Annotated in this window: 10 protein-coding genes; 3 read left to right on the forward strand and 7 right to left on the reverse strand. The window is 64.9% G+C overall.

Translation table 11 applies throughout. The annotated features are described in order from the left end of the window. Window positions 1-25: 25 nt before the first annotated feature. Window positions 26-208 (reverse strand): hypothetical protein, encoded by a 183-nt coding sequence (locus EYW45_RS05110; RefSeq protein ID WP_161134272.1) that lies wholly within the window; start codon window positions 206-208, stop codon window positions 26-28. Then, a complete protein-coding gene (locus EYW45_RS05115; protein ID WP_161134273.1) occupies window positions 192-3,896 on the reverse strand; it encodes an ABC transporter ATP-binding protein/permease in 3,705 nt (1,234 codons plus the stop codon). Before EYW45_RS05115 ends, EYW45_RS05110 begins: the two co-directional genes overlap by 17 nt. Before the next feature lie 96 nt (window positions 3,897-3,992). Between EYW45_RS05115 and EYW45_RS05120 the strand changes: the two genes are divergently transcribed. Continuing rightward, window positions 3,993-4,922 (forward strand): LysR substrate-binding domain-containing protein, encoded by a 930-nt coding sequence (locus EYW45_RS05120; protein WP_161134274.1) that lies wholly within the window; start codon window positions 3,993-3,995, stop codon window positions 4,920-4,922. Between the two features lie 18 nt (window positions 4,923-4,940). Here EYW45_RS05120 and EYW45_RS05125 read toward each other — a convergent pair whose 3' ends face one another. The 5 genes from EYW45_RS05125 to EYW45_RS05145 form a co-directional block, all read right to left on the reverse strand. Next, window positions 4,941-6,662 (reverse strand): FMN-binding glutamate synthase family protein, encoded by a 1,722-nt coding sequence (locus EYW45_RS05125; protein WP_161134275.1) that lies wholly within the window; start codon window positions 6,660-6,662, stop codon window positions 4,941-4,943. A 55-nt stretch (window positions 6,663-6,717) separates the two neighbouring features. After that, the gene (locus EYW45_RS05130) at window positions 6,718-7,482 is read right to left on the reverse strand and encodes a bestrophin-like domain (RefSeq protein WP_235938852.1); all 765 of its coding nucleotides are present in this window, start codon (window positions 7,480-7,482) and stop codon (window positions 6,718-6,720) included. Beyond that, window positions 7,482-8,021: a DUF1453 family protein gene (locus tag EYW45_RS05135; RefSeq protein ID WP_161134276.1), complete on the reverse strand. Its 540-nt coding sequence runs from the start codon at window positions 8,019-8,021 to the stop codon at window positions 7,482-7,484. The genes EYW45_RS05130 and EYW45_RS05135 overlap by 1 nt, the downstream gene beginning before the upstream one ends. 64 nt (window positions 8,022-8,085) lie before the next feature. Beyond that, the gene (locus EYW45_RS05140) at window positions 8,086-9,396 is read right to left on the reverse strand and encodes a serine hydrolase domain-containing protein (RefSeq protein ID WP_161134277.1); all 1,311 of its coding nucleotides are present in this window, start codon (window positions 9,394-9,396) and stop codon (window positions 8,086-8,088) included. Between the two features lie 172 nt (window positions 9,397-9,568). Next, window positions 9,569-10,723 (reverse strand): iron-containing alcohol dehydrogenase, encoded by a 1,155-nt coding sequence (locus EYW45_RS05145; RefSeq protein WP_161134278.1) that lies wholly within the window; start codon window positions 10,721-10,723, stop codon window positions 9,569-9,571. Between the two features lie 121 nt (window positions 10,724-10,844). On the opposite strand from EYW45_RS05145, the gene EYW45_RS05150 reads away from it, so the two are divergent. Then, a complete protein-coding gene (locus tag EYW45_RS05150) occupies window positions 10,845-11,609 on the forward strand; it encodes an IclR family transcriptional regulator (protein ID WP_161134279.1) in 765 nt (254 codons plus the stop codon). 241 nt (window positions 11,610-11,850) lie between these two features. Then, complete coding sequence (locus EYW45_RS05155; protein ID WP_161134280.1) at window positions 11,851-13,158, forward strand: MFS transporter; 1,308 nt, start codon at window positions 11,851-11,853, stop codon at window positions 13,156-13,158. The last annotated feature ends 2 nt before the right edge of the window (window positions 13,159-13,160 follow it).

Below are 13,160 nucleotides of genomic sequence, written 5' to 3' on the forward strand. Positions count from 1 at the left end.
CAAGCGACTTTATCTGATCAATCGTTCATTTCAGGCGCGGTGCCACCAGAAACAGCACCACGCCGACGGCCATCGCGATGGCGCCGTAAATCGCCCACTGCATCTGTCCGGTCATGAAACTGCCCGGCAGGATGTTGATGCCCTGCAGCACCCAGATGCCGCCGATCACGATGAGGACGGCGCCCACGATTTTAAGCAATAGCTTCATGATCTTTCCAGGTTGCGGCCGCGGGTGCGGCCTCGACCGTTTTAACACTTTGCCGATGCCACAGCTGCGCGTAGACGCCGCCCTGCGCCAGCAGATCGTCATGCGTTCCCTGTTCGGCCAGTTGCCCGTCCTTCAATACCAGAATGGTGTCGGCATGGCGGATGGTGGCCAGGCGATGGGCGATGACCAAGGTGGTGCGGCCGTGCATCAGTTTGTCCAGCGCGTGCCGAACCTGCAGCTCGCTCAGCGTGTCGAGATGCGAGGTGGCTTCATCGAGCACCAATACCGGTGCATTTTTCAGAAACGCGCGTGCGATGGCGATGCGTTGGCGTTGTCCGCCCGAGAGTTGCGCGCCGCGTTCGCCCACTTTCGTGGCCAGGCCGTCCGGCAGTTGCGCCACCACCGTCGTCAACGCGGCGTGATCGAGCGCTTGCGTGAGATCGTCGGCGCTGGCGTCGGGTCGAGCCAGGCGGATATTGGCTTCGAGGGTGTCGTTGAACAGATAGGTATCCTGCGCCACCAGCGCGACGCGTTGGCGCAAGCCATCGAGCTCAAGCTCGCGTACATCGTGGCCATCCAGGCGCACGGCGCCGGATTGCACATCCCAGAAGCGCATGAGCAGGCCTGCGAAGGTGCTCTTTCCGGCACCCGACGGGCCGACCAACGCGACGGTGGTGCCGGCGGCGAGCTCGACCGTCAGCTCACGCAGTGCAGGTTGGGTGCGGCCCGGATAGGTAAAGCCGACGTCGTCGAACACGATGGCCGAGCCGCCCACCGGCGCTGCGGGCGCGAGGGGGCCATCGACGACGGGTTCCGGCTCGTGGCTCACCACATGCAAACGACGCGTGGCAGCGATGGTGTCGGCCAGTTGGCGGCTGACCTGCGAGATTTCGGAAACGGGCAGGAAGGTCGCCACCGCGATCAGGATCAGCAGCGGCAGCATGCCTGCCGAGAGGGTTCCCAGTGTGACCAGATAGGCGCCGAGCACCGCCACGGCCAGACCGCCCAGACCGGTTGCGATCTCGAAATAGGCCTGTTGCGCCGACAGGTCGCGCAGCAGGCGCATGCGGCGCTCGCCGTAGTGCTGCGCCAGCGCGAGGAACTCGGTGCGGCGGCGGCCGGCGGCTTGAAACGCGACGATGTCCGCCAGGCCCTGGATGGTGTCGGTAATGTGGGCGCTGAGCGCGCCCAGGCCGCTGCGGGCTTCGCCGCCCAACGCATCCACACGCTTGCGCCCGCGCAAGGGCGAGAGCATGGCGTAGGCCAGGAAAGGCAACAGCGCGAGCGCCAGCGGCCAGCTGAACACGGCCAGAAAGCCCAGCACACTCAAGGGCACGAGGACCGACACGATGGCGGGCGCCACGGTGTGGGCGTAGAAGTACTCCACCATTTCGACGTCCTGCGTGGCGAGCGCCACGAGATCGCCCGAGCGGCGGCGCAGCAGATAGGCGGGTGCCAGGCGTTCGAGCTTGTCGAATAATGCGATGCGCATGTCGGCCAGCAGCTTGTAGGCCATCGCGTGCGCGAGCCACGATTCGAGCCAATGGAACAGCGCGGCCAGCGGCGCGGTGATGAGCAGCGCGATGATCAGGTTATCGATCTCGCGGCCATCGCGGATGGCGGCCACCACCAGCGCGCTCAGTACGCCCACGCCGATGAAGGCGACCACGCGGGCCACGCCCAGGGCGATCGTGAGGATCAACGTGCCGCGCCACGGCGCGATTACGGAGAGCAACGAGCTGATCGTGTCGCGCCAGCCGACCTGGGCGGCATCGGCATCGAGTTCGCGCAGCACCGGACCCGCGCGCGCTTCGCTGCGATCGGCGGCCTGTCTTTCGGCATGCCCCTCGGCGCGGGTTTGCATGGGATCGTCAACGGCGGGCGGCGTGCTGCCTGCCACAGCCGCGTCGTCCATCGACATGACACGTGGATCGACCGCATCGTTCCGTGGCGGATTGCCCGGCGAGGTGACCACGGTTTCCTGTTCGTGCATCAGCCGGTGATACAAGCCTTGCGCCTGCATCAGCTCGGCATGCGTGCCTTGCTCGACCACACGTCCGCCGTCGAGCACCAGGGTGCGATCGGCACCGATCACGCTGGCCAGTCGATGCGCCAGGATGAGCGTGGTGCGGCCCACCATCAAGCGATTGAGTGCCTCCTGGATGACGGCTTCGTTTTCGGTGTCCACCGATGACAGGGCTTCGTCCAGAATCAGGATGGGCGCGTCGCGCAACAGGGCGCGCGCGATGGCGATGCGTTGGCGTTGGCCGCCCGAGAGTTGCAGGCCGCGCTCGCCGATGCGCGTGTCGTAGCCCTGCGGCAAAGCCATGATGAAGTCGTGCGCGTTGGCGGCGCGCGCTGCCGCACGCACGGCGTCGCTGCCTGCATCGGGTTTGCCCAGGCGCAGATTGTCTTCGATCGTGCCGTGAAAGAGGGTGCTGTCCTGCGCCACGATGGCGATGTGCGCCAGCAGATCGGCGGTGTCGAGGGCGCGCAGGTCATGTCCGCCCACCACGATGCTGCCGGATTCGGGATCGTGCTCGCGCAGCAGCAGCCGCACGATGGTCGACTTGCCCGCTCCGCTGGGGCCGACGATGGCGACGCGCTCGCCCGCCTTGACGTTGAAGTCCAGGCCGCGATGGGCGGCGCGGCGGCCCGAATACGAGAACGTGACGGCATTGAAAGCGATGGTGGGCGTGAGGCGGGCTGCCCGGGTGGTGCCGGCAGGGGGCAGGTCGGGCTGCGCTTGCAGGATCGCATGAATGCCGTCGGCCGCCGACTGGCCCAACATGCCGCGATGCAGCACGCTGCGCAGGTCGCGCAACGGGCGAAAGATCTCGGTGCCGGCCATGAGCACGATCAGGAGCGCCTCGACGCTCATCTGTCCGTCGACCACGCGCCTGGCGCCCAGCGTGAGCGCCAGGGCGGCACCCAGGGCGATTCCCAGATCGGCTGCGCCGCGGGTAAGGAGCGACACCGATAGCACCCAGAAGGTTTGATCCGACAGTGCCCGGGCGCGCTCGGCCAGCCGCCGGCCCCACGTCTTGCCTTGGCCGAACGATTTCAGGGTAGGCAGGCCCTGGACGGCATCCAGGAAGCTTTCGCCGAACGCGCTCATGGCCTGCGAGCGCGCCAGGCTCGCACGGCGATCCAGCATGTGAACGGCCATGGGCGCGAACAGTGAAAACAACGCCGCCACGAGCAGCACGCACGCGACCGGCAGATCCCACCACGCGATCACGGCAAAGATGGCGAAGGGGGCGACGGCGGCGATCGCCACTTGGGGCAGGTAGGTGCCGAAAAACGTTTCGAGTTGCTCAACCCCATCGACCACGCTGAGCATGATGCCGCCGGTGCGCTGGTTGGCAAACCAGGCGGGTCCCAGGGCGACGATGCGGTCGTAGAGCTTGCCGCGCAAGACGTGCTGTGCCGCGATGGCGCTGCGGTGGGCCTGCACCGCGCGCAGATGATCGAGCCCGGCGCGCAGCAGTACCATGGCGGCGACGCCCACGATGGACGGCAGCAGATCGCGCCACGGCTCGCCGCGAAACACGCCTGCCAGCAGCCAACCCAGAAACACGAATCGCGCGATGCCGGCGCCCAGCGCCAGCAGGCCGAGGACGACGCCGCCCGCCATGCCGGCGCGCAGGCCGGCCATCATTTGCCACAGTCGATAATCGAAATACATCGTGTTTACTCCAAGCCGAGGAGCGAATAGTCGCGCAACCGCGCGCGCGGCGATAGCGATGCTTTTTCAACGTCCGGTTGAGATAAACTCAACCGGATGAACGCGATCTTCTCTCGACTTCCCTCCCTGGGCGCGCTGCGGGCGTTCGAGGCGGTGGCGCGTCTGGGCAGTTTGAGCCAGGCCGCGCTCGAGTTGAACGTGACCAAGAGCGCGATCAGTCATCAGCTGCGTGGCCTCGAAGGCGAACTCGGCACGCCGCTTTTGCGGCGCGGCGGGGGCATGCCGCGGGCCGAACCGACCGACGCCGGATTCGAGTTGCTGCGTGCCGTGCAGCAGGCCCTGGCCCTACTCGATGGGGCGTGCCGCGAGGTCAGGGCCAGTGCGGTCAACGCCGGACAGCGGCTCTTGCACGTGTCGGCCAATGCGTCGCTGGCATCGCTCTGGCTGGCGCCGCGCATCGGCAAGTTCTCGATGCTGCATCCGGATATCCAGATCCGCGTGCACCTGCACGCCAGTCAGGATCCCGATTGGCAGTCTCACGGCATCGAGCTGGCGATCTTGCACATGAGTGCCGGGAGTCCGCATGCGCCGGCGCCCGGCGATATCCCATTCGTGCGCGAAACGGTCATCCCGGTATGCAGTCCGGCCCTGGTGCCCGAGGCCGAGCGCGACGATCCGCAGATTTTCGACCGGTTTCGCCTGATTCAGGAAGAACATGTGGCCAGCCCCGAAACCGATTGGCGCACCTGGCGCCGGCATGTGGGGTTGCGGCCGGCGCCCAAACAGGATGTGCTGACGCTCACAGGCATGAGCACCGTGGTGGGCGCAGCGGCCGGCGGCTTCGGCATTGCGCTTGGCCGCGCGCCCTTGATCGATGCCGAGTTGGCCAGCGGCCGGCTGGTCGCACTGATGCCCGAGCGGCGCATGGCCGGATCGTGGCGCTATGTGATGCGGCTGCGGGCAAACATGCAGGTCGACGCGCCGTTGCAGGCGCTGATGGATTTCCTGATCGCCGAGGGGCGATAGCGGGGCAGGCGATTGCTTTTACTCGGCCGCGGCGGCTTCGCGCTCCGGTTGCGCGCGTTTGCTGGGTGCGTCGCTCAGCGGCGCATGACGCTCGGCCTGTTCCGCTTCGAGCAGCGCCAGCGTCGAGGTCAGGTCGCGCACGGGCTGAAATGAATCGGCTTGCGCCATCGCCCACCCCGCTTCAAGAATGTTGTGGCGAAACTTGCCCTCGAGCAATTCGCCTGGCGCGAGCTCGGGAAACAACGCCGACAGCAACTTGATTTCGTTGGACGAAATGCGCTTGGCGATGTGATGCGGGCGCAGGTCGTCGGGATGTTCCAGGCCGGCGGCGGCCAGGAGTTCCGCCAAGGCATGCAGCGTATTGGCGTGAAAGCTCGCCACCCGGGGTGCCTTGTCGCCCACCACCAAGGCGCGCTGGCGCAGCGGATCCTGCGTGGTCACACCCGTTGGGCACTTGCCGGTATGGCAGGTTTGCGCCTGGATGCAGCCGATGGCAAACATGAACCCCCGCGCCGAATTGCACCAATCGGCGCCGATCGCCAGCGTGCGTGCCATGTCGAAGGCGGTGATGATCTTGCCTGACGCACCGATGCGAATCTTCTCGCGCAGGTTGACGCCCACCAATGTGTTGTGCACCAGGCGCAGGCCTTCGCGCAAGGGCGTGCCCACATGATCGACGAACTCGACGGGGGCGGCGCCCGTGCCGCCCTCAGCGCCGTCGACGACGATGAAGTCGGGCGTGATGCCGGTATGCAGCATGGCTTTGACCATGGCAAACCATTCCCACGGGTGACCCAGGCAAAACTTGAAGCCCACCGGTTTGCCGCCCGACAGCTCCCGCAACTTTTGCACGAACTTCATCAACTCGATCGGCGTTTTGAATGCGCTGTGGCCCGCCGGCGAATTGCAGTCTTGCCAAGGCGTGACGCCCCGGGCTTCGGCGATCTCGAGCGTGACTTTGCTGCCGGGCAGGACGCCGCCGTGGCCGGGCTTGGCACCCTGCGACAGCTTGATCTCGATCATCTTGACCTGGGGCAGCGACGCTGTGGCGGCAAAGGCGCTTTCCGAGAACGCGCCGTCGGCATCGCGGCAGCCAAAATAGCCCGAACCGATATTCCACACCAGGGCGCCGCCCGGCTTCTTGTGATAGCGGCTCACACCGCCTTCGCCGGTATCGTGCGCAAAGTTGCCGTTGGCGGCACCCTCGTTCAACGCCAGGATGGCATTGGCCGACATGGCGCCGAAGCTCATCGCCGAAATATTGAATACCGACATCGAATACGGCTGCGTACAGGCCGGCCCGCCCACTTGCACGCGGAAGTCGCTGCTGGCGATATGGGTGGGCACGCTCGAATGGTTGATCCACTCGTAGCCGTCGCCATACACGTTCTCTTGCGTGCCGAACGGGCGCTTGTCGATTTCGCGCTTGGCGCGCTGATACACGATCGAGCGCTGCGAGCGCGAGAACGGCGTGGCGTTGGTGTCGTCTTCGAGAAAATACTGCCGGATCTCGGGCCGAATGGCCTCGAAGATGAAGCGCAGATTGCCGATCACGGGATAGTTGCGCCGGATCGCATGCGAGGTCTGCAGGATGTCGTACACGCCAAGGATCGACAGCGCAATCGCCGGCAAGGCCAGCAACAGCCACCAGGCCGAGTCGGTCACGATCAGCGCGAGGCTGGCGAGCGATGCGACCACAACCAACGCAAAAGCGGCATAGCGACTGGCAATCCACGACATAAGCAATCTCCCGATGACAGGGCGCCAACATAACAGATGCCGACCGCAGGCGTGATTACGACCCCAGCCGCGCCAACGCATCCTGCATGGGGGTCAACGACACGCAGATGATGCCGTCCAGTGGCGTATCCGTTTCAAGGATGACGAATATTGCGCCCGATGCGGAGAGCGAGCACAGCAGGAAAAACACGATGACCGTCGCGTTGCGCGGTGCGACCAGACCGAACGTGCCGAAGATCACGGCGAGCCAGCACACCACCACGACAAGCAATGGAATGGGAATCGAGCCATCCTTGTGCATCAATGCCGTCCAACGTGCCGAGAACACATCGTCCGACATGCTCAGGGCGCGCGTCAGCAATCGTTGCTGCTGCACGGTGGTGGTTTTCAGCGCCGCCAGATTCAATTGAAAGGTCTCGAAGTCGCTGAGGATATTGGCACGATCGAGTTCACTGGGATCGATTTCTTCACGCGTGGCCAAAAGCGCGACCCACGTGGCGTAGTTGTGCTTGAGCGCCTCGCGCAGGGGCTGCGCCGTCGGCCCGAATTGCGCCAGCGAACGGTCCAGAGCGATCACGTTGACAGCATTGCGCACCAGGTCGTTGCGCACATTGTCGAACGAACCTTTGGCCGACGAGATCATCAAGCCGAGCACCAGCGCGGCGATGGTGGCAATCAGGCCTGTCGCCAGCTTGATCGAATTCACCGAGTCGTCGCTGAGGTGATCGGCGGGCAGCCGGTTGCGCAGATAGAGCCCCAGCAGTGCGCAGGCGAATACGCAAGCGAATACCCCGAATCCGATGCCCAGATGCATGAACATCAATTGCCTTCGATCGTGTCGATGCGAGCAAGCGGGCCGTTACCCGCCGGCCGCGCAAGCGACGGGCCGCTTGCGCGCGGATGCTGCGCCTGCAATGCCTGCGCACGCAGCCAGACGATATGCGACTGAAACGCCACCATTACGGCGATGAGAATCAGGATCTCGCCGAAACTGCCGTGCATCCGGATCCCGATGAAATACTCTGCGGTGCCCAGGGCGAATTTCAGCGCGATCAACAAGACGAACAGCGTGATGGTGAGCGCGGTGCCTTGCGCGTAGATCTGGCCGTCCTGCTGCCAGACGCGCGTGAGCCTTCCGCGTGCGTAGCCGACGATGGCGCTCAACCCGAGGCCGCCTGCGAGGAACGCCCAGGCCAGCGCGGTGGGCGGCGCGTGAAAGCCGCCGATGACCAGGCCCACGATGGCGTAGATGATGGCGATCTTGTAGCGGTTATGCCCGTCGATCGTATGCCGCACGGTTTGCCGGTACAGCGCATACACGCACAGTGCGACGATGATGGCGATTTGCGAATTGCCCATGATGTTCACCTGTCGAAACGCATTGCACAACGTAGGACCGGCGCGCGCGCCGGCCGGGGATGTCTTACTGCGTGGCGAGTGTCGAGCGCGCTGCGGCCGGGATGGCCCGCGCGATCGCCACGCCGAGACCGGGCACGCCCGACTGCGCTTTGTTCGCGACCACGAACACGGCAACCTGGGTGTCCGGACTGATCACAAGCACCGAATTGAACCCATCCGTGCCGCCATCCTTGAGCGTGACGGGCACACTGCCGGGCGCGCTCGTGGCGGGACGCACGGCCCATGACATGGCCTGCAGAAACGGTTTGCCGTCGGGCTGATAGATGGGCGACATGGCGGTGCGCAAGGCCTGCGTCAACCGATCCGGCACACGATGGCCGTCCACCTGGGGCATGCCCAGCGCGGCTTCGCCGAAACGCAGCATATCCTGGGGCGTGGACCGCAAGGCACCGGCGGCGAACCAGGCGAATACCGGCCACGGCATCGCGGGTGCGCCCAGTGGCCCGTGGCCTTGTGCGAGCCGATTGCGATGTTGCGCCGGCACATCCATGGCGGTGTCCACCATGCCGAGCGGAAGGGTGATGTGTTGGGCCACGAGCTCGCGCCAGGGCGTGCCGGTGGCGTTGGCCACCATGTGACCCAGCAATCCCACGCTGGCATTGGAGTACGCATAGTGCGCGGGCGTGGTGCAGCGACCGTCCACGCTGGGGTTCCAGCCCGCGATCCACTGCAGGAAATCGCGCTCGGTGTAGTTGTCGATGCCGCGGTTGCGCAGTGCCGCCGGCGCGTTGTCGGGCAGTGTGGGCATGCCCGACGTGAAATCGGCAAGTTGCAGCGGTGTGACGCGGGCGGCGCAGTCACTCAGCCGAAGCTGCGGCAGATACTGCTGCATCGGGGCATCCAGCGACATCTGACCGGCGCTTGCGGCTTCGGCAGCCAAGGCGGTGGTGAACACTTTCGTGATCGAGCCGATCTCGACGATGGTGTCGCGCTCGATGCGGGGCCCGGCGCCGCCGATATAGGTGAAATAGCGCCGGTGGCCGTTTTGGGTGATCGCCACGGTAAGCGCCGGAATGGCCTGGCTGGCCAGCGTCGGGCGCACGATATCGTCGATGGTGTGGGCCAGCGGGTCCACGGCGGTAAGGGCGTATCCGGGGGCGCCGTATGCGGGGCGTGCGCCGGAGGATTGGGCCGGCGCGGCGGCCGGTAACAACAGGATGACGATGAGCGCGGCAATGCTGCCGACGTGGCGGACAGGTAAATGGCGTACGGGGAAACGGCGGAGGGCGAAACGGCAGACGGGAGGACGGCGAAACCACGGCAGAGCGCCCCGCGAAACGGGGCTGGCATCCGACGGCGCGTCGATGTCGAACATGAATGCATTCCTGAAGTGGAAATGATCGAGCGCGCAACGCGCCATTGATGTCATCAACTGCCGGCACCCTGCGGCCGCCGTTCAAGTCCACTCCTTTATACATGGGGCCATGCGAATGCGCCAGCCACCGAAGCGCGCAGTGAGGGACTACGCCTTCGCCGTGAACGTCGTATCAGAAAGCCGTCCGGTAAAGCTGCAACGCATCCGCCAAGGCCACATCACGGGGATTGTTGACCAGCAGCCGTTGCTGCTTCATCGCGTCTTCCGCCAGAACCGGCAGCGCCGTTTCGGTCACCCCGGCGGCACGGAGAGATTGCGCGAACGGCATCTCCGCCACCAGCGCGGCGATCGATGCCACGAAACGTTCGGCGGCGCTGGCGTCATCGGCGGCGGCCAACGCAGGGTCGATGGCGCGGCCCAGTTGTGCATACTCGGCGCGGGCCGAGCCGAGATTGAAGCGCAGCGTGGCCGTCAGCATCAAGGCATTGCTCAACCCATGCGGGAGATGGAAGTGACCGCCGAGCGGGTAGGCCAGCGCATGCACCGCCGCCACCGGCGCATTGGCGAAGGCCATGCCGGCGAGCGTGGCACCCAGCAGCATATTCTCGCGGGCATCCGCATGGGCCCCGTCGGTGACGGCGATGCGGATGTTGGTATACAGCAGTTGCAGCGCCTTGATCGCGAGCGCGTCGGACAGCAGGTTCTTTTTCACGCGGCTGGTATACGCCTCGATGGCATGCACCATCGCGTCCACCCCCGTCATCGCGGTGATGGCAGGGGGCACCCCGAGCGTCAGCAGGCTGTCCAGCACGGCCACATCGGGCAGCAGCAGCGGCGACACCACGCCCTTCTTTTCCGAGGTGGGGGTGGTGACGATCGAGATCGGGGTGACTTCGGAGCCTGTGCCGGCGGTAGTGGGCACCTGGATCAACGGCAGGCGCGGTCCGCGTGCCAGGCCGATGCCGTAGATATCGGCCAGTGGCTGATCGGTGCATGCAAGCAGCGCCACCAGCTTTGCGGTATCCATCGAACTGCCGCCACCCAACCCGATCACCATGTCGGCCCCAGCGGTTCGTGCGGCCGCAACGGCCTGCAACACCACGGCTTCGGGCGGATCCGCCTGTACGTCCGAGAACACGGTGACCTCGATGCCGGCTTGCGTGAGCGCGGCAACGGGTGCCGTGGCAATACCGGCGTCCAGCACGCCGCGGTCGGTCACCACGAACGCGCGCGTACCGCCCAGGGCGCTCACCGTTGTACTCAATGTGGCGGCCGCGCCCTGTTCGCAAACGATCGTGGGCGTGGTTTGAAAGACGAAAGAACGCATGTCTCGATTCCTTATCGTGGCGGGCGACGGGCCCGGTGGGGTGACTTGCAGGCGGCGACTTTGCTGATACAGTGCCTCTCGTGAAAACCCCCAAGAAAACACGTGAAGGAACGTTTCGTCAATGAGTGAGATCGTCCGATCGGCCGCGCGCGTACTCGATCTGCTCGAGTATTTCGCCGCCAACCCAGGCAGCGTCTCATTGGCGGAAGTCTCCGGCGCGTTCGCCATGCCCAAGAGCAGTGCGCTCGGATTGCTGCGCACGCTCTGTTCGCGCGGCTATGTGCTGCGTGACGAGCAGGGCCAGTATGCGCTCAATGAAGTCTTCCGCGCGCAAGGGTTCGGCTGGGGCGGGAGCCCCTTGGCACGGCTGATGGCGATGGCGCATCCGATGATGCAGGCGCTGACGGCCGAGGTTGGCGAGACCACCTGTTTCGGTGCGTTGGCCGACACCGGTCAGGTGCGTTTGCTGATGGAGTGCCTGTCGCCCAATCCGCTGCGCTATGAGATGACGGTCGGGCGTCTGATTCCCTTGCACTGTACGGCGATGGGACGCATGTTCCTGTCGGCCATGTCGCGCCCCGAGCGCGAAGCCCTCCTGGCCCTGCATCCCATCAAGGCCATGACGCCGTTTACGATTACCGATCTGCCGGGGCTGCATGCCGAAATGGATCGCGCGCGCGATCAGGGCTATTGCGTCGTGATCGAAGAGCACGAGCGCGGCGGCACGGGAATCTCCGCCCCGGTGCGCGACGCACAGGGCACGGCCGTGGGTATCGTCAATGTGGCGTGCGTTTCCGTGCGTTATCAGGACAAGCAGAAGGAGATCACGCGCGCCTTGCACGACACCGTGAGCGAACTCGAAAGGCGGTTTCAACTGCCGGCGTGAAGGCGTCGCACAGCCACATCGCTCAGCCCCGCCCGGTCGGGGCTTTTTTGCGCCTGCTGCATTCGCGTTATCCCGGATAGACGTGCCTTTTGGCAACGTGAAAAGATGCGTCATTCATAATTATGACTATCGTTCATATATATGAACGTTGCGCATGAAGGTTATCGCATCCCCGGTCTGTCGCAGGCAGGCTTCTCCGCTCACGCACTTGCGTGGCTTTTTGCAGATAGGTTGATCGAACATGAGTCGAGTCGAGTCCATATCCGTCGTGCCGCCAGCCGCGCCCTCGGGCGCCGCCTTCAACCCCAAGCGTCAGCTTGCGGCTGCCATGATCGGCAACGTGCTGGAGTACTACGATTTCATCGTGTATGCGTTCCTGGCGTCGATTCTGGCGCGCAAGTTCTTTCATGGCGACGAGGTATCCGGCCTGTTGGCAAGCTTTGCGGCCTTCGGCGTCGGCTTTCTGGCGCGTCCGCTGGGTGGCGCCATCATCGGCCGCATCGGCGATAAGCTGGGGCGCCGCGCGGCGTTGCAATTGACCATCTTCGGCATGGGCCTGGGCACCATTGGCATCGGTCTGCTGCCCACGTATGAAACCATCGGCATCATGGCGCCGATCCTTCTGGTTGCGATGCGCCTGGTGCAGGGGTTGGCTGCCGGTGGCGAGTGGGGCAGTGCAACGGCGTTCATCGTCGAATCCGCACCGCCCAACAAACGCGGCTTTTTCGGTGGCCTGGGGCAAGCGTCGATCGCCGCGGCAACGCTCTTGTCGAGTGTGATCGTGGGGATCGTGACCTACGTCTTCACGGCCGAGCAAATGGATGCCTGGGCGTGGCGCGTGCCGTTCCTGCTGGGCGCCATCATTTTGCCGGTGGGCGTGTACATGCGCCGCAATCTGGCCGAAACGCCCGCCTTCACCGAAGCGCAAGCGGCCCCGCAGGCCGTGGCGCCCATGCCCAAGGGCGAAGCCGTGCGTTTGATGAGCAAGGCATTCGGCTTCACGATCATCTGGACGGTGTCGTACTACCTGATGCTGTCGTACATGCCCACGTTCCTCACCAAGTATGCAGGCTTGACGCCGACGCAGGCATTGACGTCCAACTCCGTCGCGCTGGTGGTGCTGGTGCTGAGCACGCCGTTCTTCGGCTGGCTGTCGGATCGCATTGGGCGCAAACCGTTGTTGCTCGTGTGCTGCGTGGTTTTCGCGCTGCTGGCCTATCCGCTGTTCCGTCTGATTCTCGAAAGCCGCTCGTTCTACACGATCATGGCGATCCAGATCTTCTTCAATATCTTCATCGCCTCGTTTTCCGGTGCCGCACCGGCCACGTTGTGCGAGCTGTTTCCAACCAAGTCGCGCACGACCCTGCTTTCGATCGGCTACAGCCTGGCCACTGCGATTTTCGGCGGTTTCGCCCCGTTCATCGCGACTTACCTGATCGATCGCACCGGTTCGCCCATCGCACCCACCTACTACGTGATTGCGGCGGCGGTGATTTCGGGTGTGGTGATCTGGGGATTCCGAGAGACCGCGCACGAGAAACTGGCCTGACA

This window comes from Schauerella aestuarii (genome assembly GCF_009866805.1).
GTDB lineage: Bacteria > Pseudomonadota > Gammaproteobacteria > Burkholderiales > Burkholderiaceae_B > Schauerella > Schauerella aestuarii.